Origin of the sequence: Klebsiella sp. HMSC25G12, assembly GCF_001807705.1 — a bacterium.
In the GTDB taxonomy this organism is placed as follows: domain Bacteria; phylum Pseudomonadota; class Gammaproteobacteria; order Enterobacterales; family Enterobacteriaceae; genus Klebsiella; species Klebsiella variicola.
The window spans coordinates 128734-150638 of sequence record NZ_KV789913.1 but is presented as its reverse complement, the minus strand read 5'-3'; the positions used below and the strand labels follow the sequence as shown (position 1 = coordinate 150638).

At 59.9% G+C, this 21905-nt stretch carries 21 protein-coding genes and 1 pseudogene; 10 read left to right on the top strand and 12 right to left on the bottom strand.

Features of this window, described 5'->3' with window-relative positions; all coding sequences use genetic code 11:
- Positions 1-13: 13 nt before the first annotated feature.
- From astB to HMPREF3096_RS23100, 3 genes are read left to right on the top strand one after another with little or no spacing between them, the layout of a single operon-like run.
- Positions 14-1354, top strand: a complete 1341-nt coding sequence (gene astB, locus HMPREF3096_RS23110; protein WP_032730243.1) for an N-succinylarginine dihydrolase — start codon at positions 14-16, stop codon at positions 1352-1354.
- A gap of 10 nt (positions 1355-1364) precedes the next feature.
- The gene (gene astE, locus HMPREF3096_RS23105) at positions 1365-2360 is read left to right on the top strand and encodes a succinylglutamate desuccinylase (RefSeq protein WP_008805092.1); all 996 of its coding nucleotides are present in this window, start codon (positions 1365-1367) and stop codon (positions 2358-2360) included.
- 9 nt (positions 2361-2369) lie between these two features.
- Positions 2370-3800: an amino acid permease gene (locus HMPREF3096_RS23100; protein ID WP_008805091.1), complete on the top strand. Its 1431-nt coding sequence runs from the start codon at positions 2370-2372 to the stop codon at positions 3798-3800.
- A 210-nt stretch (positions 3801-4010) separates the two neighbouring features.
- Here HMPREF3096_RS23100 and HMPREF3096_RS23095 read toward each other — a convergent pair whose 3' ends face one another.
- Entirely contained in the window at positions 4011-5336 is a 1326-nt protein-coding gene (locus tag HMPREF3096_RS23095) for an MFS transporter (protein ID WP_012968347.1), read from the bottom strand.
- 380 nt (positions 5337-5716) lie between these two features.
- Between HMPREF3096_RS23095 and HMPREF3096_RS23090 the strand changes: the two genes are divergently transcribed.
- Positions 5717-6517, top strand: a complete 801-nt coding sequence (locus HMPREF3096_RS23090) for a YdcF family protein (protein WP_032730244.1) — start codon at positions 5717-5719, stop codon at positions 6515-6517.
- 61 nt (positions 6518-6578) lie between these two features.
- Here the strand turns inward: HMPREF3096_RS23090 and HMPREF3096_RS31075 are convergent, their stop codons facing one another.
- Positions 6579-6716, bottom strand: a complete 138-nt coding sequence (locus HMPREF3096_RS31075) for a hypothetical protein (protein ID WP_012541908.1) — start codon at positions 6714-6716, stop codon at positions 6579-6581.
- On the opposite strand from HMPREF3096_RS31075, the gene aldA reads away from it, so the two are divergent.
- Positions 6715-8154 carry an aldehyde dehydrogenase gene (gene aldA, locus HMPREF3096_RS23085; RefSeq protein ID WP_032730245.1) on the top strand — a complete coding sequence of 480 codons (1440 nt, stop codon included), beginning with the start codon at positions 6715-6717 and terminating at the stop codon, positions 8152-8154. The two genes, HMPREF3096_RS31075 and aldA, sit on opposite strands and share 2 nt — an antisense overlap.
- Positions 8155-8202: 48 nt before the next feature.
- Here aldA and gap read toward each other — a convergent pair whose 3' ends face one another.
- Positions 8203-9201, bottom strand: coding sequence for a type I glyceraldehyde-3-phosphate dehydrogenase (gap, locus tag HMPREF3096_RS23080; protein ID WP_032730246.1), 999 nt, complete (start codon positions 9199-9201; stop codon positions 8203-8205).
- A 282-nt stretch (positions 9202-9483) separates the two neighbouring features.
- On the opposite strand from gap, the gene HMPREF3096_RS23075 reads away from it, so the two are divergent.
- Complete coding sequence (locus tag HMPREF3096_RS23075; RefSeq protein WP_002903230.1) at positions 9484-9642, top strand: YqaE/Pmp3 family membrane protein; 159 nt, start codon at positions 9484-9486, stop codon at positions 9640-9642.
- A gap of 39 nt (positions 9643-9681) precedes the next feature.
- Here the strand turns inward: HMPREF3096_RS23075 and HMPREF3096_RS23070 are convergent, their stop codons facing one another.
- From HMPREF3096_RS23070 to HMPREF3096_RS23055, 4 genes are all read right to left on the bottom strand, one after another.
- Positions 9682-10074 (bottom strand): DUF1398 domain-containing protein, encoded by a 393-nt coding sequence (locus HMPREF3096_RS23070; protein WP_008805086.1) that lies wholly within the window; start codon positions 10072-10074, stop codon positions 9682-9684.
- A 260-nt stretch (positions 10075-10334) separates the two neighbouring features.
- On the bottom strand, positions 10335-10568 hold the full coding sequence (gene yedF, locus HMPREF3096_RS23065; protein WP_022066006.1) for a sulfurtransferase-like selenium metabolism protein YedF: 234 nt from the start codon (positions 10566-10568) through the stop codon (positions 10335-10337).
- Complete coding sequence (gene yedE, locus HMPREF3096_RS23060; RefSeq protein ID WP_012541906.1) at positions 10565-11776, bottom strand: selenium metabolism membrane protein YedE/FdhT; 1212 nt, start codon at positions 11774-11776, stop codon at positions 10565-10567. The genes yedF and yedE overlap by 4 nt, the downstream gene beginning before the upstream one ends.
- Positions 11777-11879: 103 nt before the next feature.
- On the bottom strand, positions 11880-12233 hold the full coding sequence (locus HMPREF3096_RS23055; protein WP_022066007.1) for a DUF1304 domain-containing protein: 354 nt from the start codon (positions 12231-12233) through the stop codon (positions 11880-11882).
- A gap of 236 nt (positions 12234-12469) precedes the next feature.
- On the opposite strand from HMPREF3096_RS23055, the gene HMPREF3096_RS23050 reads away from it, so the two are divergent.
- Complete coding sequence (locus tag HMPREF3096_RS23050; RefSeq protein WP_162493319.1) at positions 12470-12949, top strand: hypothetical protein; 480 nt, start codon at positions 12470-12472, stop codon at positions 12947-12949.
- A gap of 69 nt (positions 12950-13018) precedes the next feature.
- Here the strand turns inward: HMPREF3096_RS23050 and ydfZ are convergent, their stop codons facing one another.
- Positions 13019-13222 carry a putative selenium delivery protein YdfZ gene (ydfZ, locus tag HMPREF3096_RS23045; protein WP_004151566.1) on the bottom strand — a complete coding sequence of 68 codons (204 nt, stop codon included), beginning with the start codon at positions 13220-13222 and terminating at the stop codon, positions 13019-13021.
- A gap of 299 nt (positions 13223-13521) precedes the next feature.
- Between ydfZ and HMPREF3096_RS23040 the strand changes: the two genes are divergently transcribed.
- Positions 13522-14550 carry a CorA family divalent cation transporter gene (locus HMPREF3096_RS23040; protein WP_008805082.1) on the top strand — a complete coding sequence of 343 codons (1029 nt, stop codon included), beginning with the start codon at positions 13522-13524 and terminating at the stop codon, positions 14548-14550.
- 13 nt (positions 14551-14563) lie between these two features.
- On the opposite strand, the gene HMPREF3096_RS23035 is transcribed toward HMPREF3096_RS23040, so the two are convergent.
- Positions 14564-15736 carry a MalY/PatB family protein gene (locus HMPREF3096_RS23035; RefSeq protein WP_032730248.1) on the bottom strand — a complete coding sequence of 391 codons (1173 nt, stop codon included), beginning with the start codon at positions 15734-15736 and terminating at the stop codon, positions 14564-14566.
- A 52-nt stretch (positions 15737-15788) separates the two neighbouring features.
- Positions 15789-17381, bottom strand: coding sequence for a maltose/glucose-specific PTS transporter subunit IIBC (malX, locus tag HMPREF3096_RS23030; RefSeq protein WP_070544651.1), 1593 nt, complete (start codon positions 17379-17381; stop codon positions 15789-15791).
- Between the two features lie 173 nt (positions 17382-17554).
- Between malX and HMPREF3096_RS23025 the strand changes: the two genes are divergently transcribed.
- On the top strand, positions 17555-18583 hold the full coding sequence (locus tag HMPREF3096_RS23025) for a Mal regulon transcriptional regulator MalI (RefSeq protein ID WP_008805079.1): 1029 nt from the start codon (positions 17555-17557) through the stop codon (positions 18581-18583).
- A gap of 39 nt (positions 18584-18622) precedes the next feature.
- Here HMPREF3096_RS23025 and HMPREF3096_RS23020 read toward each other — a convergent pair whose 3' ends face one another.
- Together HMPREF3096_RS23020 and manA are read right to left on the bottom strand one after the other, a co-directional pair.
- Complete coding sequence (locus HMPREF3096_RS23020; RefSeq protein WP_032730252.1) at positions 18623-20182, bottom strand: YdgA family protein; 1560 nt, start codon at positions 20180-20182, stop codon at positions 18623-18625.
- An 87-nt stretch (positions 20183-20269) separates the two neighbouring features.
- A complete protein-coding gene (gene manA, locus HMPREF3096_RS23015) occupies positions 20270-21448 on the bottom strand; it encodes a mannose-6-phosphate isomerase (protein ID WP_032730253.1) in 1179 nt (392 codons plus the stop codon).
- Positions 21449-21649: 201 nt separating this feature from the next.
- On the opposite strand from manA, the pseudogene HMPREF3096_RS31625 reads away from it, so the two are divergent.
- A pseudogene (locus tag HMPREF3096_RS31625) lies at positions 21650-21905 on the top strand (fumarate hydratase); the annotation flags it as partial.

Below are 21905 nucleotides of genomic sequence, written 5' to 3'. Positions count from 1 at the left end.
CCTGTGAGGACATATGTCTGGTTTTGAAGCAAACTTTGATGGCCTGGTCGGCCCGACGCACCACTACGCCGGACTCTCCGTCGGCAATGAAGCCTCGCAAAATAACCGCGATGGTCTCTCTAACCCTAAAAAGGCGGCGCTGCAGGGGCTGTATAAAATGAAAGCCCTTGCCGATCGCGGATTCGTGCAGGGCATTCTGCCGCCGCAGCCGCGTCCGAATCTACGTCTGCTGCGCGAAGTCGGTTTCCAGGGCAGCGATGAGCAGGTCATCCGGCAGGCGGCCCACGCGGCGCCGCAGCTGCTCTCCGCCTTCAGCTCCGCCTCGTCGATGTGGACCGCCAACGCGGCGACCGTCTCACCGTCGGCGGACAGCGCCGATGGCAAAGTTCATTTCACCGTCGCCAACCTGAACAATAAGCTGCACCGTATGCAGGAGGCGCCCACCACCTCGGCGATCCTGGGCGCCACGTTCGCCGATCCGCGCTACTTCGCCCACCATGCGGCGCTGCCGCAGCATGGCGACCTCGGCGATGAAGGCGCGGCCAACCATAACCGCTTCTGCCGGGAGTATGACCGACAGGGGGTGCAGTTTTTTGTCTACGGTCGACGCGCCAGCGGCGGGATCGCCCCGGTGAAGTATCCGGCGCGGCAGACCCTCGAGGCCAGCGAGGCGGTGGCCCGCCTGCATCAACTGGATCCGCGCTACACGGTGTTTGCCCAGCAGGCGCCGCAGGCTATCGATCGCGGCGTGTTTCACAACGACGTCATCGCGGTCAGCAATCGCTATGTGCTGTTCCACCATCAGCAGGCGTTTGTCGATCAGGCGACGGTGCTGGCGACGCTGCGGGATAAAAGCGACAGTCTGGATATCCCGTTCACCAGCGTGGAAGTGCCGGACGAGCGGGTGTCGCTCGATGACGCGGTGGCCTCATATCTGTTCAACAGCCAGCTGCTGAGCAAACCTGACGGCAAGATGCTGATCGTGGTCCCGGAGGAGTGCCGCCAGCGGGAAAACGTCTGGCGCTATCTGAGCGACCTGGCCGCCGACAGCGCATCGCCGATCGATGAAGTGGCGGTCTTTGACCTGCGGGAAAGCATGCGCAACGGCGGCGGCCCGGCCTGTCTGCGGCTGCGGGTGGTGCTCAACGAGGCTGAACGCCGGGCGGTCAACGCGCATAGCCTGATGAACGACGAGCGTTATCAGCAGCTGACGGCATGGGTGGAAAAACACTATCGCGACCGGCTGCACGCCCGCGATCTGGCGGACCCGCAGCTGCTGCGCGAGGTTTATCAGGCGCTGGATGAGCTGACGCAGATCCTGCGCCTGGGCGCGGTCTATGATTTTCAGCGTTAAGGAGCGGCAGATGGAGCACCTGGTTAACGATTTACTGCACTGCCGCCTGCAGGAGTGGAGCTTCCCGGCGGGCATCGAGGCCCGCTGGCTGGGCGAGGGGATCCTGCAGTTGCTGCCGACGGCGCCGTGGCGCCAGGCGACGATCCTCTCCGCGGGCGTGCATGGCAATGAGACCGCGCCGACGGAGCTGCTGCTGCAGTTGACCCACGATTTGAGTCAGGGGCGGCAGCCGCTCACTCAGGCGCTGCTGATTGTCTTTGGTAACCTGCCGGCGATCCGCGCCGCGCGTCGCTATCTGCACAACGACCTGAATCGCCTGTTCGGCGGCCGCCATCTGGCGGTCACCCCGGGGAATGAGTCGCGGCGGGCTTTTGCGCTGGAGCAGGCGGTGCAGGCCTTCTATCGCGCCGCCGATGCGGCGGGTCCGGTCAACCGTAGCCATCTCGATATGCATACCGCCATTCGCGGGTCGCTGTATCGCCAGTTTGCGCTGCTCCCGGCCCACGCCGGGGATTTTTCGCCTGGCTTCTACCAGCTGTTGCAGGCCAGCGGGATGGATGCCATCGTGCGGCATACCGAAGCGGGCGGCACCTTCACCCATTTCACCTGCGAAAAGTTCGCCGCGCAAAGCGCCACCCTGGAGCTGGGGAAAGTGATGCCGTTCGGCGCCAACGATCTCAGCCTGTTCGCCGCTACCGACGCGGCGATCCGGGCCTGGATTTCTGACGCGCCGCTACCGCCGCGCGACAAAGCGCCAGTGGACTACTTCCTGGTCGAGGAGAGCATCATCAAGCGCGAGGGGGAATTTACGCTTAATCTCGCGGCCAACGTTGAGAACTTCACCGCGCTCCCGGCGGGATACGAAATCGCTCGCCAGGCGGAGAAACGGTGGGTGGTGCAGGCCCGGGCCCCCTATATCCTCTTTCCCAATGCCGGGGTCGCCACCGGTCAGCGCGCCGGGCTGCTGCTGCGCGCCGCGGCTCTTCGCCTCCCACAACCAGCCTGAGGAAACACCATGACTGAACATCAACATCAGGCGTCTCCTGCCGCCGGAGGTGAGGGCGCGTCACAGCTTAAACGCGGGCTCGGCGCCCGCCACATTCAAATGATTGCCCTCGGGGGCGCCATCGGCACCGGGCTGTTTATGGGGGCGGGGCGCAACATCGCCGTCGCCGGCACCTCGATTCTGGTGATCTATGTGCTGGTCGGGTTCTTTACCTATATGGTGATGCGGGCGATGGGGGAGCTGCTGCTCACCCGCCATGACTACCGCTCGTTTGCCGACTTTGTCGGCGAGTATCTCGGGCCGCAGGCCAGCTTTTACCTCGGCTGGACCTACTGGCTAAGCTGGGTAGTGACCTGCATTGCCGACGTGGTGGTCTGCGGGAGCTATATGCAGTACTGGTTCCCGGAACTGTCGGCATGGATGCCGGCCCTCAGCATGCTGGCGATCCTGTTCCTGCTTAACCTGCTGTCGGTGAAAATGTTTGGCGAGGCGGAGTTCTGGTTCGCCCTGATCAAGGTGATCACCATTATCGCCCTGATCGGCACCGGCGGCTGGATGATTGCCACTGGCTGGACTTCTCCGGACGGCGTGACGGCTTCTCTCAGCCATCTTACCGACCCGACGGCTTTTATGCCTCACGGTATCACCGGTTTTTTCGCCGGCTTCCAGATAGCGATCTTCTCCTTTACCGGCATTGAGCTGCTGGGCACCATGACGGCGGAGACCCGCGATCCGCAGCGCATTTTGCCCAAGGCGATCAATGCTCTGCCGCTGCGGATTATCATCTTCTATCTGCTGTCGATGGTGGTGATTATCGCCGTCGCCTCCTGGCCGGGGGTATCGGCGGAGACCAGTCCGTTCGTGACGCTGTTTGCCAAGGCCGGGCTGCCTGCCGCCGCGGCGGTGATTAACTTCGTGGCGCTGACCTCGGCGATGTCCTCGGCCAACAGCGGCGTCTTCTCCAGCACCCGCATGCTGTACGGCCTGTCGGTGGAGAAGCATGCGCACTGGCAGTTTCGCATCCTGTCGCGCAATACCCGCATCCCGGTGCGTAGCCTGCTGTTCTCCTGCTTCTGCATGCTGATCGGTACGCTGCTGCTATTCCTGGTACCGAATGTGATGACCCTGTTCACCATCGTCTCGACCCTGGCGGCGATTATGGTGGTGTTCAGCTGGGGGATGATCCTCGTGGCCTATCTGGTCTATCGCCGTCAGCGTCCGGACCTGCACGCCGGGTCGATCTTTAAGATGCCTGCCGGGGTGGTGATGAGCTGGGTGAGCCTGCTGTTCTTCGCCTTCGCCATCTTCATCATGATCTTTGACCCGGACACGCTGCTGGCGCTGTTGGCTTCTCCGCTGTGGTTTATTGCCCTGTGGGGCTTCTGGAAGCTGAAGCAGCGGCGTGAGGGGCAGCTGACACTGGATAACCAGAGCGCCTGACACTCGCCGGCCAACCTGGCCGGCTAAGCAGGAGGTGAAGACGTTACGTCTGTTTCTGCCCGGTGGCGGCTGGCGCTTTACCGGGCCTACATGCTTACCGGACCTGGGATGAGCGGTATCCCCCGCGGCGTGATCTCCCTCTGTAGGCCCGCGCAAGCGCAGCGCCGCCGGGCGGGATAGTCGGCACGCTACCTGCCCAGACGGCGGCGGTTAGGCGCTTTCCGCCCGGGAAGGGGCCGCACCCGGCGCGGACTTCATCCGGCTGGCGCAGAAAATTGCCAGCAGCGAAATCACCACCGTTACGCCCAGATAAACGGCCACCGGCCGCCAGTCCCCGTCATATTTTGCCAGCAGACCGGTGGCGATAAGCGGCGCGGTGCCCCCGGCCAGCGCGGCACCCAGTTGGTAGCCGAGGGTGATCCCGGTATAGCGCACATTGGCGCTGAAAATCTCAGAGCACAAGGTGCCGAGCACCGCAGTTACCGGCGCCCACAGGATGCCGAAGGCAACGACCGTCGCCAGCATGATGCCCCAGCTGGTGCCGGTGTCGAGCAGCAGGAACCACGGAACGATAAACAGCCCCAGCAGCACCACGCTCAGGGTATACATCTTTTGCCGCCCCACCTTGTCTGACAGCAGCCCCATCAGCGGGATCATCACGGTGGCCACCAGCGCGCCCAGGGTCACGGATTCCAGCGCCTGCGACTTCTGGTAGCTCAGGGTGGTGGTGGCATAGCTGACCACAAAGGTGGAGAAGATATAGAATGGGGCGGTCTCCACCACTTTCAGACCGGCGGCAATCAGCACTTCCCGCCAGTGGTGCTTGAGCGTTTCGCGCAGCGGGGCCTTCGCCACCTGGCCGGATTTTTTCACCTGCTTAAAGGCGGGCGTTTCGTCGATATCTTTGCGGATCCACAGGCCGAGAAAAACGAGGACGGAGCTGAGCAGGAACGGTATACGCCAGCCCCAGGCGAGAAACTGTGTCTCGTCAAACAGGGTCATCAGCGAGACGATAAACGTCGCCATCAGCATGCCGATGGTCACGCCGGCCTGGGGAATGCTGCCGAAAAAGCCTTTCCGCTTCTCCGGCGCGTATTCGTAGGCCAGCAGTAGCGCACCGCCCCATTCACCGCCGATACCCATGCCCTGAATAATGCGCAGGGTTATCAGCAGGGCGGGCGCCCAGAGGCCCACCATCTCATAGGTGGGAAGCAGGCCGATCGCCACCGTGGCGCTGCCCATCAGCGACAGGGTCAGCACCAGCGTCTTCTTGCGGCCGATGCGATCGCCGATATGAGCGAAAATGACGCCGCCGATGGGGCGGATAAAAAACGTCAGCGAGAAGGAGAGCCAGGAGAGGATCAGGCCGATGACCGGGTCGACCATCGGAAAGAAGATTTTGTTGAACACCAGCGCGGCGGCGGTGCCATAGAGAAAATAATCGAACCATTCGATGGCGCTGCCTGTCAGGCTGGCGATCAGGACCTTCTTGTTTTTCTGCAGAATGGATGCAGTGTTGTCTTGTGGATTGCTCATTACGAAACGTTCTCCCGCCACGGTAAATAGGTCAGGTGTCACTCTGTGTAAACAGGGTGCAACCTGGTGTGAAAAGGTTGTGTAATTGTTAAGCAACTTAGGGTTGAAGGTTACAATTGGCAAGTTCATCGCTGGCAAACTGGGCGTTATGACGCGGTTTGGACTGGTGTAACCGCGACGCTATTTTTTATTTTCCACCTGATTTTGCTGTTTTTTGTTATTTTCATAGTGAGTTGTTCAGGTGCAACCCGCCTGTTTTTAGATGTTTCTTGTTATTTCAAAATGGTTACAAATTAACACCGCTTTGCCTCCCGCGAGGCGGCGTTTATGATGGCGAAAGCATCCTCTCCGATCGGCTGAGAGGGAATTAAGGAGACAGAATGGCAGAACAATTTCCCCCGTTGTCGGCGGCGACGCTGGCGGCGGCTAACCAGGTCGGCGCCTGGCTGGCGCAGGACGATCTGGCGACGCTGCCCGCGCTGCCGCAGGTGGACGTGGTGGTGCTGGCCGGCAACGCCGTGATCCCGACCATCGACGCCGCCTGCCGGCTGGCGGCGGAACGGGAAGTCCCGCTGCTGATCAGCGGCGGCGTGGGACATTCTACGAACTATCTCTACGAGGCGGTGCGCCAGGATCCCCGTTACCGTATGTTGCCGGTGGTGGGGCGTCCGGAAGCGCATATTCTGGCCGATATTGCTCATGACTACTGGCACATTCCGCGCTCGCGGCTGGTGGTGGAGGACCAATCGACCAACTGCGGCGAGAACGCCCGTTTTACCCGGGCCACGCTGGAGAACGGGGGGATCCCTCATCGTCGCGGGATCGTCATTCAGGACCCCACCATGCAGCGGCGAACCATGGCCACCTTCGCCCGCGTCTGGCAGGGGGCGACGACGCCGCCACAATGGCTGAGCTTTCCCGGCTGCTCGCCGCAGCTGGAGCAGGCCGAGGGTCAGCTGGGGTTCGCGGGCGGCGGGACGGGGCTGTGGCCGGTCGCCCGCTACCTGGGGCTGCTGCTGGGCGAGCTGCCGCGCCTGCAGGATACGCCTGAAGGATACGGTCCGCGGGGGAAAGACTTCATCAGCCACGTCACCTTCCCGCCGGAGATCATCGATGCCTGGCGACAGCTGCGGGAGGACGGCCAGCTTGCCGGGGCGCTGCAGGCCCGCACCCTCAGCTGAAAACTGCCCGTTTGCGGCAGATTTATCGCAAACGGGCAGTTTGTGTTATTGGAATGTAACCTCAACCGGGCATTTTTGGCCCGGTTTTATGAATCAGCTCACAGAACGGCGCCAACGTGCTGCGAAGCCACGGCTTATCCGCCCGATATTTAACAAAAAAATCACTTGTTAAATACAAACGCACTACAGGAGCAGCCATGACAGCACCCGTTCAACACCAAATGTATATTGATGGCCAGTTCGTTTCCGGTCGCGGCGACGGCTGGATCGACGTGCTTAACCCGGCGACCGAAGCGCTGCTGTCGCGGATCCCGGACGGGACTGCCGAAGAGGCGCGGCTGGCGATTGACGCGGCTGAGCGCGCCCAGCCCGCCTGGGAGGCACTGCCGGCGATTGAGCGCGCGGGCTGGCTGCGCAAGATTGCCGCGGGTATCCGCCAGCGTGCTGAAGAGATTGCCGGGCTGATCGTGGCTGAAGGCGGCAAGATCCAGCAGCTGGCGGCGGTGGAAGTCGCATTCACCGCTGACTATCTCGACTATATGGCCGAATGGGCGCGCCGTTACGAAGGCGAGATCGTGCAGAGCGATCGCCCGGGAGAGAATATCCTCGTCTTTAAACGCGCGCTGGGGGTGACCACCGGGATCCTGCCGTGGAACTTCCCGTTCTTTCTTATCGCCCGCAAGCTGGCGCCGGCCCTGATCACCGGGAATACCATCGTCATTAAGCCCAGCGAATTTACGCCCAATAATGCCATCGCCTTTGCCGAGATTGTCCATCAGGTAGGGTTGCCGAAAGGGGTCTTTAACCTGGTGCTTGGCCGCGGAGAAACCGTTGGTCAGGAGCTGGCCGGCAATCCGAAGGTGGCGATGGTTAGCATGACCGGTAGCGTGGCGGCAGGAGAGAAAATTATGGCCGCTGCGGCGAAAAATATCACCAAAGTGTGCCTCGAGCTCGGCGGCAAAGCGCCTGCCATTGTGATGGACGATGCGGATCTGGAGCTGGCGGTGAAAGCGGTGGTGGACTCGCGGTTGATTAACACCGGGCAGGTGTGTAACTGCGTCGAGCGGGTCTATGTTCAGCAGGGCATTTACGACCGCTTCGTCAACCGCCTCGGCGAGGCGATGAAGGCCGTGCAGTTTGGCGAGCCGGCGACGCGGGATGACATCGCGATGGGGCCGCTGATCAACGCGGCGGCGCGGGACCAGGTGGCGGGCAAAGTGGCGAAGGCAGTGGCGCAGGGGGCGCGGGTGGCGCTGGGCGGCCAGCCGCTGGAGGGCAAAGGCTATTTTTATCCGCCGACCCTGCTGCTGGATGTGCGTCAGGAGATGGACATTATCCACGAGGAAACCTTCGGGCCGGTGCTGCCGGTGGTGGCGTTTTCGACCCTTGATGAGGCGCTGGCGATGGCCAATGACAGCGACTATGGCCTGACCTCCTCGATCTATACCCGCGATCTGAACGTGGCGATGAAGGCGATTAAGGGACTGAAGTTCGGCGAAACCTATATCAACCGGGAAAACTTTGAGGCGATGCAAGGTTTCCACGCCGGCTGGCGCAAATCGGGGATCGGCGGCGCTGATGGTCGCCACGGGCTGAATGAGTACCTGCAGACCCAGGTGGTCTATCTGCAGGCCTGAGGTACTTAACTCCGAGCCGGCGGGCAGCTCAGGCGGCCCGCCGTTCGCTTAGCGGGCGAATTTCTCCAGCACGCGGATCAACTGGGTGACGAAGCCGTATTCGTTATCATACCAGGCGACGGTTTTCACCAGCTGTACGCCGCCGGCCTCCACAATCTCCAGCTGGGTGGCATCGTAGATCGAGCCGAAATGGCTGCCGATGATGTCGGAAGAGACAATCTCTTCTTCGGTGTAGCCGAAGGATTCATTGTCCTCAGCCGCCTGCTTCATCGCCTGATTGACCTCATCCGCAGTCACTTTTTTCTCCAGCACTGACACAAGCTCTGTCACCGAACCCGTTTTTGTCGGCACACGCTGGGCATGGCCCTTCAGTTTACCGCTCAGGGCGGGGATCACCAGGCCGATGGCCTTTGCCGCACCTGTGGTGTGCGGGATGACGTTTTCTGCCGCCGCTCTGGAGGCGCGCAGATCTTTGCCGCGCGGCCCGTCCACCAGCGACTGGGTGCCGGTATAAGCATGGATGGTGGTCATGGTGCCCACGGTGATGCCGAAGGCATCCTGGAGGACTTTGGCCATCGGCGCCAGGCAGTTGGTGGTGCAGGAGGCCACGGAGATGATGGTGTCATCCGGGGTCAGGGTGTCATCGTTGACGTTGTAGACGATGGTTTTCATCTCGCCAGCGGGGGCGGAAATCAGCACTTTGCGCGCGCCGGCCTGGAGATGGGCCTGCGATTTCTCGGCCGAGGTGTAGAATCCGGTACACTCCACAATCACCTCGGCGCCTGCCGCCTGCCATGGAATATGCTGCGCCTCTTTTTCGGCATACACCGTAATGGTTTTGCCGTTGACGATCAGCGCATCTTCTGTAAAGTCGACGCTCCACGGGAAGGGGCCGTAGTTTGAATCATGCTTTAACAGGTAGGCCAGCACCTTTGGCGAGGTGAGGTCGTTGATAGCCACCACTTCCAGGCTGCTGTCGACTTCTAATAAACGGCGTAACACCAAACGTCCGATACGACCAAACCCATTAATCCCAAGTTTACTCATGGACATTCTCCGGTTGGTAAAACGACTCGATGTGATAAAACTCCTCCAGGCTTAGTCCTGTCCCCCTGATTGGTCAACTGACAATCTGTGCGGTATGCCAGCGCTTGCGGGCCGGGGAGGAAAAAAGTGGATGTTTTCCCGGCCTTTTTTAGCGCTGACGGCAGGGAATAATTTTTGTTACCGGAGATGAGGGGGCCGCCTGCTGGCGAAGCGGTGAAAAGCGTCTATGCTTAACTATTGAATAGCTTAGTAAAATATTGACGTTAGACGAAGGGAGAGGTTATGGGATTCTGGAGAATCGTTTTCACTATTATTCTGCCGCCGCTGGGCGTACTGCTGGGGAAAGGCTTCGGCTGGGCGTTTATTCTCAACATTATTCTGACCCTGCTGGGCTATATTCCTGGCCTGATCCACGCTTTCTGGGTGCAGACCCGCGACTGAGGGGCGAGCAGATAACCACGCCTCCCCCCTGGGACCCGCTCAGGGGGGCATCAGGCTCTCTTTATACAGCAGCGTATTATCCTTCGACCAGTAGTGCCGGGTCTCCTCTTCCAGATCAACAATCCACTTAAACACGCCGGCGCTGGCGAGATCCTTGCAGTACTGTTCAAAGTTGATGGCGCCGGCAAAATGGCGGATGACCGCGGCCGAGGTCAGTCGATGGCTGGGGGCGCTGCGCACGCGTAGCAGGCCGCGGGCGCTTTTTATCGAAATCACCTCGTCGTTTGCCATCACGAAATTCATATTGCCGGTGGAGACAAAATAGATGTAGTAGGAGACCTGATGCCGGCGGAGTTCACTGGCGAAGGTGGTAAAATCGGCATCCGCGCGAACCTGTTCGAAAAAGTGACCCAGCCTTGCCAGCAGTTCCATTTCAATCCTTGTTGTGTTGTTGCTGCGCATGGTTTCGGCGTCTGTCGGCATAAACCATTCACACGTTTACTTATTCGTATTTTAATAATATAGGCACGTTATATTAATGGTTATTATGTAACTGGAACACCGTTTCAAGTGTTACAAGCTATTGCAAAGGTTCGCAGGGGATCCTCGAGGCAGGCAGAAGGTGTGGTAAGACGGGAAGGGGCGAAATTAGCGCCGGCGATGTTCGTCGCCGGCGGGGTCATGAGCCGCGGCTATTTCTGGATCAGATAGCGAATGGTTGGGCCATCCTGCTGAATATCCAGCACCGTATAGCCGTGGTTCCTGACATCGAGTGGAATGTTATTGATCGACTGCGGACAGTCGCTGACCACTTCCAGGATCTCGCCTTTTTGCAGGGAGGGCATCGCTTCCAGAGTGGCCACGGCCGGATAGGGACAGGGTTCGCCGACCATATCCAGGCGATAATCAGGGATGATGTTTTTCATGCGCTCTCCTTCACGGTCCGGACCGCCGTCGACTGGCGGCGGAAAAAATGTCTTTCCCAGGCGATCACCAGCAGCAGGGCGATCAGCAGCAGCAGATAGGTCGCCAGCAGCCCGCCGAAGGGACCGAAGGCGTTCAGCAGGTTGATTTTTTGCCAGTGGGTGGCGAGCGGAGCGGCGATATCGTCCCAGCACCAGGCGAGCAGCGTTGAGCCAATGACATTGCCCAGCCCAACCCACCAGTAGTGAACCTGGCCCTCCACCGCACGATACATCCAGCCGGTTTCACAGCCGCCGGCCAGCACGATGCCAAAGCCAAACAGCAGCCCGCCAATCGCCGCATTGGGACCGGCCCACATAATTTTCGGCGCCATCCCCAATTGCACATAGCTAAAGATACCGATGGCGCTCGCCGCCATGCCGAAGATAATCGCCTTCGCCATCACCGTCCGGCCGGTGATCCACATATCGCGAAAGGCGGAGGTAAAGCAGATCTGCGCGCGCTCGATAAGCAGACCGAAGCCGATGCCGAACAGCATCGCCAGACCGAGCGCCGGGTGGTCTGCGGCGGTGAGCAGGCCCCAGCCGATCATGGCGAAAAAGATCACCATCCCCAGCCGGAAACGGCGGCGCGCCTGCTGCGGTTTTTGGGTTAACGGCGAGGCGGCGGACACCTTTTGCATTTTTACCGGAATGCGAAAAAGGGGCAGCAGCGTGAAGCGGGCGCCAAACCAGGAGCCGATGGCGGTGGCGATGGCAAACAGCCAGGCGTGCAGGGAGAACTGCGGAATACCGGTGAAAAAAGCCGCCAGATTGCAGCCCATCGCCAGACGTGCGCCGAACCCGGCGATGATGCCGCCTGCCACGGCCTGCACAATGCGGATCCGGCTGCGTGGAAAGCGCAGTTTGACGTTATTGGCCCATAGCGCGGCGGCCAGGCAGCCGCCGAACATGCCGATGATCATCCTGCCATCGATGCGGGTCAGCGGCGTCCCTTCGAGATGAATCAGCTGGTAATAGCCCCACTGTTCGCTGTGGACGCCCAGCAGTTGCAGCAGTTGACCACCCCAGCGGGTGAATTCGCCGGTCACCGCCCAGAAGGTGCCGGTGATGCCAAAATAGTAGGTGGAGAGGATGCCCGCCGCGATGACCGCCGGGACAGGGGACCAGAACCGGATAAGCCAGGCCTGTTTGAAGGATTGCCATGTCATAAAAATGCCTCTGAACTCAGAAGGTATTAAAGGTCGATGACCGACCGAAGGGGGCAAATAGTACCCGCCTCAGCGCCTGCTTTCTCTGTTTTGGATCAAGGCCCTACGCTTGCGCCACCACGGCAAGCAGCGCCAGCAGTGCGGGCAGCGCCTGAATATAGAGAATTTTGCGGCTGGCGGTTAGCGCGCCGAAAATCCCGGCGACCAGCACGCAGGCCAGGAAAAAGATAACCACCTGCACCCCCGGCGCCCCCAGCCACAGCCCCCACGCCAGGCCGGCGGCCAGAAAACCGTTATACAACCCCTGGTTGGCCGCCAGCACCCGGGTCTCCCGGGCGAAATCGGCGCTGAGGTTAAAGGCCCGGCGCCCGGCGGGGGCTTCCCAGAGAAACATCTCCAGCACCAGGATGGCGAGATGAATAATAGCGACCAGCGCAACGAGGAGAGTGGCTAACACAGCAGTCCTTAATCAATAAGATGAATGTGTCTGCAGTATAGCTGCAAGCGCTAACGAAGCGGGAGCGCCGCTGCTATAGTGCAGATAGGGTCATGTTTTCTGCCGCGACCAGCGTCGGTTATCTGATTGCCCTTCGGTTTAGTTTAGCGGTGCTAGTATGCCGGGTTCTTTTTTACGGGTGTGGTGTAGGTTGCTGAATGTTAAATAAATCATGGATTTTGTTATCAGGGCTACTGGTGGTTGCCATGCCGTCGGCGCAGGCCGGGGAATTAAACCTCTATTCGATGAATACCGGCTCCTATGTTTATCATATGACCGGTAACCACGGACAATATAACGAGCATTTCAATAACAATTTTTTCTCGGTGGAGCGCAAGTTTTCTCAGGATTCAAAATACAGCGTGCTGGTCGGAACGATGAAAAACAGCTTTGACGATCGCTGTTTGACCCTCGGCGTGCGCCGCGACTGGCTGAAAAACGATACCGGCTGGGTGCTGAAAGGGGTGTATGCCTATACCGGGGAATTTTTCTTTGACGCCTTCAGCCACTGTGGGGATTCCGGCACCTACCGCACCGCCAAAAAAATCACCGGCGTCGGTTTTTCGCCCTACCTCTATCATGGTCTGCAATATAACTTCACCGATTATTTCGGTGTGGAAGGCGGCATTATTGTGCCGGCGATCTTTGTGATGAGTATTCAGTGGAGCTTTCGCTAGCCGCTTTATTATCCGGGAAAAGAGCAGGCCGCCTCAGGTGGCCTGCTACTGATGACCTGGCGGCAGGAATTAATGGAAGCCGAGACGGATCAGATCTAACGGGCAAAAGCGGCCCTCGCAGCCGTCGATTTCAACGCAGTCCGCCCGGCGAAGCTGCTCGGCGGTTTTCCCTTCACCATGGATAGCTTTAATCACGCCTGTTGTGCCGTTACCGGCGATCATTACCATGCTGCCGGTAGCAATAGCGTTACGATTACGGTCATAGGTTTTCATGGTCTCCTCCTCAATAAACCAGGGTAAGCAATGATTAAGCGGCTAAAGTAATACGCTTTTTTGCCTAAAAAAGTTTTGAGGATAATCAAATTTATTTTAATAACCCCGGAGCGAAAAGGGCCACAAGTCCCCTCTATTCGCGCCGATCGCATCGCCTGCGTGGCGCGCGACACTGACGGCAATATGTCATTCAGGTTACTGTTTTATGACCAGATTATTAACCTTGCCAGCCCGCGGAAAATAGCGAAAGATGGCGCTATTCGGGTATCAACAGTGCCAGTGCGTGTCCTGAGGGAGCCATGAGTCAAGACGTCACCGCGAAGATGTTAAAGCCCGATTTTGATAGTGAAGTTTCCGGTCTGGTGCATGGTTATCTGTTTCATGAACAGCGCCCCCCGCAGCCCATCGCCTCTGGCGAGGTGTGCGCCCGTTATCAGGCGCTCGCCGATGACAAGGCGTTTATCTGGTTACACCTGAATCTCAATCATGCCACCGCCGAAAAATGGTTAACCAGCCACTTTCCGGTGGCGGACTTTTTCTTCGAGGAGATCCGCAGCGGCTCGCACACCACCCGCATTGAGCGACAGGGGGAGAATCTGTTCGCTGTGCTCAACGATGTGCTGTTTCGTCCGCAGGATACCAGTGCGGAAACCGCCACGCTGTGGCTCTACTGTAGCCCTAAGCTGGTGGTGACGGCGCGCTTCAAACCGTTGCGGTTTATCGAATGGATGCTGCCGCGTCTGCAGACGCTCAGGGTGAATACCTCTACCGAGCTGCTGGCTTTTCTGCTGGAGGAGCAGGAGGAGGTGCTGGAGCAGGTCGTCCGCCAGGCCAGCCGCCATGTCGACCTTATTGAAGAGCGTCTCCTGAGCAATCACGTGCAGCGCAACCGGGCCGATCTGGCACGGCTGCGGCGGATGCTTTTGCGTTTTCAGCGGCTGCTGGCGCCGGAGCCGGCGGCGATGTTCCGTCTGCTTAACCGGCCGCCGGCGTGGATGGATCGTGCAGTGGTGCAGGCGTTTCGTCAGTTCACCGAAGAGTTTAGCGTGGTGCTCAACGACCTGTCCGGCCTGATCGAGCGTATCAGTCTGCTGCAGGAGGAGATTGGCGCCCGCCAGCTGGAGCAGAGCAACCGCACCCTCTACACCCTGACGGTGATCACCGTTCTCGCGCTGCCGATTAACATCGTCGCCGGTTTCTTCGGCATGAACGTCGGCGGGATCCCGCTGGCGAGCAACCACCACGGGTTTATTCTGCTGGTGGTGATAGTCGCCATCTTTACCCTCGGCGCCGGCTACCTGGCATTCCGCCGGCGCGATGACCTGTAGATTGCGCGTCGAATCAGCTGAGGCTGCGCAGGGCGGCAATCAGTCCTTCGACACCGCGTTCCAGCTTCTCGCGCGGGCAGCCGACGTTGAGGCGCAGAAAGCCGTTGCCCTCAGGACCATAGGTATAACCCGGCATAATCGCCACCTTCTGTTCGGCGATCAGCGCCTGCTGTAGCGCGTGGTCGTCGATGTTCAGGGGGCGCAGGTCGATCCACGCCAGGTAGGTGGCCTCCGGCGGCTGCCAGCAGAGTGCGGGGAAGGCATTGTTAAGCGTAGCGGCGACATAGCGCATATTCGCCTGCAGATAGTCACGCAAGGCGTCGAGCCAGGGAGCCCCGTCGCGGTAGGCGGCGATATGGGCGACCAGCGCCGGCACGGAGGGAGAAGAGAGCCCGTCGCGGGCCTTCAGCGCCTGCAGGTAGCTGTCGCGCGCGTTCGCCTCGGGGATAAAGCCATAGGCCCCGGTAAAGGCCGGAATATTAAAGCTCTTTGAACCGGAGGTGAACAGCGCCCATGGCCCCTGAGCGACCTCGCTCCACGGGATATGGCGGTGTTCGCCCCAGGTCATGTCCATATGAATTTCGTCGCTAATCACCCTGACGCCATGTTTTTGACACAGGGCCGCCATGGTTTGGAGCTCCTCGCGACGCCAGACTTTCCCCGTTGGGTTGTGCGGGCTGCACAGCAGCAGCAGGGTATTCTTCGGTTCCGCCAGCGCGGATTCCAGGCGGGCCATATCGCAGTGCCACTGATTATCCGTCAGGGTCAATGGCACCGGGGCAATCTCCCGGCGGTTAGCGGTGATGGTCTTATAGAATGCATCGTAGGCAGGGGTATGGACGACGACGCCGTCGCCTTCGCTCGACCACTGGCGGATGGTTTCCGCCACCATGTAGATAACCGACGGCCCGTAGACCACCGTTTGCGGATCGATGACGCTGTTAAACCGGCTGGTGTACCAGTGGGCAATCGCCCCGAGAAACGCCTCGTTCTGCCAGCGACTGTAGCCGAACACCCCGTGGGCCAGCCGCTGGCTGACGGCGTCGAGAATGCAGGGCGCGGTGGCGAAATCCATATCGGAGATGGTGAACGGCAGCAGGTCGGCGGCGCCAAACCGGTCGGCGACATAGTCCCACTGTGTGCACCAGGTACCGTGGCGGTCGATGGGGGTGGCAAAATCAAACATCGGAACTTCCTTAGCGAATGTCCCCCTCCGCGCGGAAGGGGGACCAGTGGGGTCAGGCCTGAACAGTATTCATCAGTACGGCCATTTCATCTTTTACCGACTGCACCTGCGGGCCAATAACCACCTGCAGGTTATGCTGATTGAGCTGAACCACCCCGATGGCGCGATGGGCTTTCAGCGCAGCGGCGTCCACTTTGCTCATATCGTGTACCGACAGACGCAGACGAGTAATGCAGTTATCCAGCGAAACAATGTTCTCGGCGCCGCCGAGCGCCGCCAGAATCGCCGGCACGTTATAGCCGGATTTGCCGATGGTACCGGCGACGGCTTTCTCCACGCTGTCGGCGGTGTCGATATCGCGGCCCGGCGTTTTCAGATTGAAGCGGGTAATGGCGAAGCGGAAGATGGCATAGTAGACCGCGAACCAGATAGCCGCTACCACCGGCACCAGATACCACTTGGTCGCAAGGCCATGCAGGATGCCAAACACCACGAAGTCGATGATATTGCCGTCGGTGTTGCCGATGGTCACCCCGAGCACCGCCATGATGGTAAAGCCGAGACCGGTCAGCAGCGCGTGGATGACATACAGCACCGGCGCGACGAACAGGAACAGGAACTCCAGCGGCTCGGTGGTGCCGCCGACCACGCAGGCGATGACCCCGGAGATCAGCAGGCCTTTAATTTTATGCCGGTTTTCCGGACGGGCGCAGTGGTACATCGCCAGCGCGGCTCCCGGCAGGCCGCCGAGGAAGGCCGGCATTTTACCCTGCGACAGGAAGCGGGTGGCGCTTTCGGAGAAGCCGTGGGTGGTTGGGCAGCTTAGCTGCGCCTGGAAGATGGTCAGTGCGCCGCTGACGCTGTGGCCGCAGACGTCGAGGGTACCGCCGGCTTCAGTGAAGCGGATCAGCGCCACCAGAATGTGGTGCAGGCCAAACGGCAGCAGCAGTCGCTCGCCGGTGCCGAAGATCATCGGGCCAAAATCCCCGGCGCTGTTGATCATCTTCCCGAGGGCGTTGATCCCCATGGCGAAGACTGGCCACACCAGCGGGATCGCCAGCCCGACCAGACCCAGCACCACGGTGGTGATGATCGGCACGAAGCGGGTGCCGCCGAAGAAGGCCAGGGCGTCCGGCAGGCGAATGTTATGGAAGCGTTCATGCAGCAGCCAGACGATAATCCCGGCGATAACCGCGCCGAGGATCCCGGTATCGATCGACGGAATACCGATGATGTTCTGGATATTGTTGGCCTTCAGGATCGCGGCGTCGGTGGTGGGCAGAATGCCTTTCGCCGTCAGCCAGAAGTTGACCGCCAGGTTCATGACCGCGTAGCCGACAAAGCCGGCGAAGGCGGCGACGCCTTTGTTCTCCCGCGCCAGTCCCAGCGGGATGGCGATACAGAACATGACCGGCAGGAAGCTGAAGGCAAAGGAGCCGACTTTGCTCATCCAGATAAAGATGGCCTGCAGCAGCGGCATATCCAGCCACGGCAGCAGCGTCAAAACATCGTGACTGCTTAACGAACTGCCGATCCCCAGCATGATCCCACAAAACGAGAGCAACGCTACGGGCAGCATAAAGGTTTTTCCGAGCTGCTGGAAAAACTCCCATAAAGTGATTTTTGGTGCTGTTTTCGCCGTCATAACACGGTTCCTGATTCTCAAGTGGTCGGGAAGAACTAACGCCACGGCAAGATAAAACGTTTTACCACTTTTTAGTGCGATAAAAATCACATAATCAAGCGATAATAAGGTTTATAAAGATCGCACAATGATAAAACGTTTTATCGACAGGCAAGGGAGTCAGCCAGCACGTTATGGCTATCGCAAAAAAGATCACCATCAATGATGTGGCGCAGGCCGCCGGGGTCTCCGTGAGCACCGTCTCGCTGGTGCTGAGCGGTAAAGGGCGCATCTCCAGCGCCACCGGCGAGCGGGTTAATCAGGCCATCGAACAGCTGGGATTTGTGCGCAACCGCCAGGCCGCCTCGCTGCGTGGCGGGCAGAGCGGGGTGATTGGCCTTATCGTTAGCGATCTGTCAAAACCGTTTTACGCCGAATTAACCGCCGGCCTCACCGACGCCCTGGAAAGGCAGGGGAAAATGGTGTTCCTCACCCAGGGCGGGCGCAGCGGCGAGAAGATAGACCAGCGGTTTGATACCCTCGCGGCGCAGGGGGTCGACGGGGTGATCATCGCCGGGTCGATCGATCGCGGGAGCGAACTGCGCGAGCGGGCCGCGCAGGCCGGCGTGCCGCTGGTGTTTGCTTCCCGCGCCAGCTACCTTGACGATGTCGACCTGATCCGCCCGGACAACATGCAGGCGGCGCAGCTGGTGACCGAGCATCTTATCCGCCGCGGCCATCAGCGGATCGCCTGGCTTGGCGGGCAGAGCTCGTCGCTGACGCGCGCCGAGCGGGTCGGCGGCTATTGCGCCACCTTGCTGAAATACGGTCTGCCGTTTCACAGCGAATGGGTGCTGGAGTGCGAGTCGAGCCAGAAGCAGGCGGCGGAGGCGATGGCGGGGCTATTGCGCCAGAACCCGACCATCACCGCGGTGCTGTGCTACAACAACGTGGTGGCCACCGGCGCGTGGTTTGGTTTACTGCGGGCCGGAAGGCAGAGCGGAGAGGATGGCGTCGAGAGCTATTTCGAACAGCGGGTGGCGCTGGCGGCCTTCGCCGACGTGCCGGAGGCGGCGCTGGATGACCTGCCGCTCACCTGGGTAACGACCCCGGCGCGCGAGATGGGGAAAACCCTGGCAGAGTCGATGCTGCGACGGCTGGAGGAAGGCACCGGCGAGGCGCGAAACCAGATTATGCCGCCGCGGCTGGTGACACGGAAATGAGGGAGACGGCGCGCGATGGCCGTCTCCTGAGACGATAAGTTACGGCTGCGGGGCGGCGTCGTCCTGCTGAGGAGCGGCGTCATCCTGTTGCGGCTGGCCTTCCTGCGGCGCCGCGTCCGGTTGAGCAGGCGCTTCCAGACCAAACATCGCGGCAAAATCCTCCAGCGGCATTTTCTGTCCGTTCAGCGTCACCTGGCCGTTAGCGTACTGCAGGCTGCTGCTGATGGCGTTATCTTCCATGGTGGTGATGCGGAACATCTGGCCCATCGCCGCCAGGCCTTTGACCTGCTGATCGGCGAGTTTGGCCGCATCGGCTGGCTGGTAACCTTCCAGACCGGCGATTTTGGTCATCAACTCCGTCGCCATATCCACCGGGATCACCACCTTGCCGTCAAGGGACTGCACCACGCGATCCAGACTGTCCGCCAGGGTCTGCGGTGGGGTGGTCACCTGGGCCGGATCCTTCAGCAGAACCGACAGATTCAGGGTACTTTCCCCTTTGGCATTGCGCCAGCTCAGCGGAGAGATGGTCACCGATGGGTTGCCTTTAAGCAGGATCGGCAGCGCATTGAACAGGGTTTCGGTTAACGCCTGCTGGTACAGTTCCGGGTTTTGCGCCAGTTCCGGTTTTGCCAGCAGCGCCTGAGACTGTGCACTGTACTGCTGACTAAACTGGTGCCACGCCTGACCGTCGACATTATCCACTTTCAGCGTCAGTTTGCCGCTGCCCATATCCTGCCCCTGCAGCTTGAGGCTGTTCACGGTGTAGTTCACCTGGCTGTTCACGCCTTTGCCGTCCTGGGTCAGCGTCGAGCCGCCGTCCAGCGCCATCCCGTCAACCAGCGCCAGCTCTTTGCCTTCGACGCTGATGGCCAGTTTATCGAGGGTCATTTTTTGCTGGCCGATACGTTCGTTGAAGCTGGCCAGTTCGGTGGCGCCGTCGGTGGTCAGGTTGACGAAGCGCAACTGTACCTTCTGATTATATTCGTTGAGCGCATCGATCTGCCCGCTGCCGGCCTGGCCCTTCAGGCTGATGTTTTTGCCGTCGCGGTCGGCGTCGAGCTGGAACTGACCGCCGCTGAAGGTGACTTTCTCATCACCTTTGGCATAGTCGAGGGCATTGAGCACGATCGCCGACTGGCTGTCGCCGCTGTAGGCGATGCGTGTATCGACGGTAAAGGGAGTGTTGCCTTTGGCGATCTCGAACAGCGCCTGGCTGGCATCATTTTTCACCAGCGTGGTGTGGACCGAGGCCATCGCCGGGGCCAGATTAAAGGTTTTTAATGAGACCAGCGGGAAGGGTCCATGATCGACCACCTCGTCAAGTACCACGCTCTGTCCGGCGGCCAGCCAGCTGTTGGCCTGACCGGCGATCGGCTTAACCACCAGCTGCAGATGGCTGCTGAACAGCCCGCGCTGGTAATTCTGATAGCTCAGCTCCAGACCTGATTCCGGCGCGCTGCTGCGTAGCTGCGCGTTAGCCTGCTGCACCATATCGGCGATCCGGCCTTCCAGCTGTTTGCCGGTGTACCAGGCGCCGCCTGTCCATACCACGCCCAGCGCCACGATGATGCCTGCTGCGACCAGCGATTTTTTCATAGCATTTGTCCATAAATGAAGCCAGGCGGAGAGACCGCCTGGCTGAGTTGTCATCATTCAGTAAGCGCGACCTGAAAGGTCAGTCACTTACCGGAGCTTATTGAACACGCGCGCCACGCGGCCGCGTCCGCTGACCTGCACCGGTGATTCGTTGGCGGCCACGAAAGCCGACTCGCCCGGCTTGAGCGTCAGGCTCTGGTCACCTTTGTGCAGCACGGCTTCGCCGTCGACGCAGAAAATAATCGCCGCGCTCGCCTGAGCCAGATCGCTGGCCTCGGCGGAGAGGTCGTGCAGCGAGAAGGCAAAATCTTCCACCGGGATCGGGAAGTCCAGCTCTGCGCCGTGCTGCTGCGGCTGGGTCAACAGCTCACCCGCCGGTTTGGCTTCGAACTTGACGTTAGCGACCAGCTCAGGAATATCAATGTATTTCGGCGTCAGACCGGCACGCAGTACGTTATCCGAGTTGGCCATCACCTCCAGCGCCACCCCCTGCAGATAGGCATGCGGCGTTTCGGCGAACAGGAACATGGCTTCGCCAGGGTTCAGCTTCACCACGTTCAGCAGCAGCGGCGAGAAGAGGCCGCTGTCGTCCGGATAGAATTCCGCGATCAGGCGGATAGTCTGCCACGGTTCGCCTTGTTCACGGGCCAGTACGTCGCGCAGCACCTGCAGCGCCTTGGCTTTTTCCTCGCCCTGCATATTGAGCAGGCTGGCAAACAGCTGGCTCAGATGAGCCGCATCCGGCTGCTGCAGGAAGGCGCCAATCGCCGGATGCGCGCTAGCCACCGGCTGCAGCAGGGTGACAATCTCGCTGAACTCGCGAAACGCATTCATCGCCAGGAACGGCGTCAGGGCAAAAACCAGCTCCGGCTTGTGGTTTGGATCTTTATAGTTACGCTCGGCGGCGGAGAGCGGGATGCCGGCGGCGTTCTCGCGGGCGAAACCTTCTTCCGAGGCCTGCTTGTTGGGATGGACCTGAATAGAGAGCGGCTGAGCGGCGCACAGCACTTTAAACAGGAACGGCAGCTCACCAAAGCGGGCGGCAACCTTGTCGCCGAGCAGGGCGGTTTTATCCGCGTCAATCACCTCGCGCAGCGAACGCGGCTGGCCGTCGGCCGCCAGGATCTGCGAGCTGCTCTTCGGATGCGCCCCCATCCACAGCTCCGCCATCGGCAGGTTGTCCGGGTTGGCAATGCCATACAGTTCAGTTAAAGCGGTGTGGCTTCCCCATGCGTAGTTCTGTACGGCGTTGATCAGCTTTTGCATTCTCATTCCCTGTATCAATCAAAGTAAAAATTATTGCTCTATTAAACCAGTAAACCGTGGAGAAGCAACTGCTGAAAGAAAAAGTCGTCCCTGTCTCAGTTTTTGTTAAAAAATTGTGTAAGATTGATCGACTCGCTTTTCTACAGGCACATGGAGTCCCTGCCTGAAACATAATCAGCCAAAGCAGTAAGTGAGAGTACAATGTCGAATAAACCGTTTGTTTACCAGGATCCTTTTCCCCTCAAAAAGGATGACACCGAGTATTATCTCCTCAGCAGTGATTACGTCTCCGTCGCCGAATTTGCCGGCCAGGAAGTGCTAAAAGTCGACCCTCAGGCGCTAACCCTTCTGGCGCAGCATGCTTTCCACGACGCCTCCTTTATGCTTCGCCCGGCGCATCAGCAGCAGGTGGCGGATATCCTTAACGACCCGGAAGCCAGCGAAAACGACAAATACG

What these genes read in the sequence shown, in the direction of transcription:
- astB (WP_032730243.1), top strand. Translation starts at nt 14, where the DNA reads ATGTCTGGTTTTGAAGCAAACTTTGATGGCCTGGTCGGCCCGACGCAC.
- astE (WP_008805092.1), top strand. Translation starts at nt 1,365, where the DNA reads ATGGAGCACCTGGTTAACGATTTACTGCACTGCCGCCTGCAGGAGTGG.
- HMPREF3096_RS23100 (WP_008805091.1), top strand. Translation starts at nt 2,370, where the DNA reads ATGACTGAACATCAACATCAGGCGTCTCCTGCCGCCGGAGGTGAGGGC.
- HMPREF3096_RS23095 (WP_012968347.1), bottom strand. Translation starts at nt 5,336, where the DNA reads ATGAGCAATCCACAAGACAACACTGCATCCATTCTGCAGAAAAACAAG.
- HMPREF3096_RS23090 (WP_032730244.1), top strand. Translation starts at nt 5,717, where the DNA reads ATGGCAGAACAATTTCCCCCGTTGTCGGCGGCGACGCTGGCGGCGGCT.
- aldA (WP_032730245.1), top strand. Translation starts at nt 6,715, where the DNA reads ATGACAGCACCCGTTCAACACCAAATGTATATTGATGGCCAGTTCGTT.
- HMPREF3096_RS31075 (WP_012541908.1), bottom strand. Translation starts at nt 6,716, where the DNA reads ATGGCTGCTCCTGTAGTGCGTTTGTATTTAACAAGTGATTTTTTTGTT.
- gap (WP_032730246.1), bottom strand. Translation starts at nt 9,201, where the DNA reads ATGAGTAAACTTGGGATTAATGGGTTTGGTCGTATCGGACGTTTGGTG.
- HMPREF3096_RS23075 (WP_002903230.1), top strand. Translation starts at nt 9,484, where the DNA reads ATGGGATTCTGGAGAATCGTTTTCACTATTATTCTGCCGCCGCTGGGC.
- HMPREF3096_RS23070 (WP_008805086.1), bottom strand. Translation starts at nt 10,074, where the DNA reads ATGGAACTGCTGGCAAGGCTGGGTCACTTTTTCGAACAGGTTCGCGCG.
- yedF (WP_022066006.1), bottom strand. Translation starts at nt 10,568, where the DNA reads ATGAAAAACATCATCCCTGATTATCGCCTGGATATGGTCGGCGAACCC.
- yedE (WP_012541906.1), bottom strand. Translation starts at nt 11,776, where the DNA reads ATGACATGGCAATCCTTCAAACAGGCCTGGCTTATCCGGTTCTGGTCC.
- ydfZ (WP_004151566.1), bottom strand. Translation starts at nt 13,222, where the DNA reads ATGAAAACCTATGACCGTAATCGTAACGCTATTGCTACCGGCAGCATG.
- HMPREF3096_RS23040 (WP_008805082.1), top strand. Translation starts at nt 13,522, where the DNA reads ATGAGTCAAGACGTCACCGCGAAGATGTTAAAGCCCGATTTTGATAGT.
- HMPREF3096_RS23035 (WP_032730248.1), bottom strand. Translation starts at nt 15,736, where the DNA reads ATGTTTGATTTTGCCACCCCCATCGACCGCCACGGTACCTGGTGCACA.
- malX (WP_070544651.1), bottom strand. Translation starts at nt 17,381, where the DNA reads ATGACGGCGAAAACAGCACCAAAAATCACTTTATGGGAGTTTTTCCAG.
- HMPREF3096_RS23025 (WP_008805079.1), top strand. Translation starts at nt 17,555, where the DNA reads ATGGCTATCGCAAAAAAGATCACCATCAATGATGTGGCGCAGGCCGCC.
- HMPREF3096_RS23020 (WP_032730252.1), bottom strand. Translation starts at nt 20,182, where the DNA reads ATGAAAAAATCGCTGGTCGCAGCAGGCATCATCGTGGCGCTGGGCGTG.
- manA (WP_032730253.1), bottom strand. Translation starts at nt 21,448, where the DNA reads ATGCAAAAGCTGATCAACGCCGTACAGAACTACGCATGGGGAAGCCAC.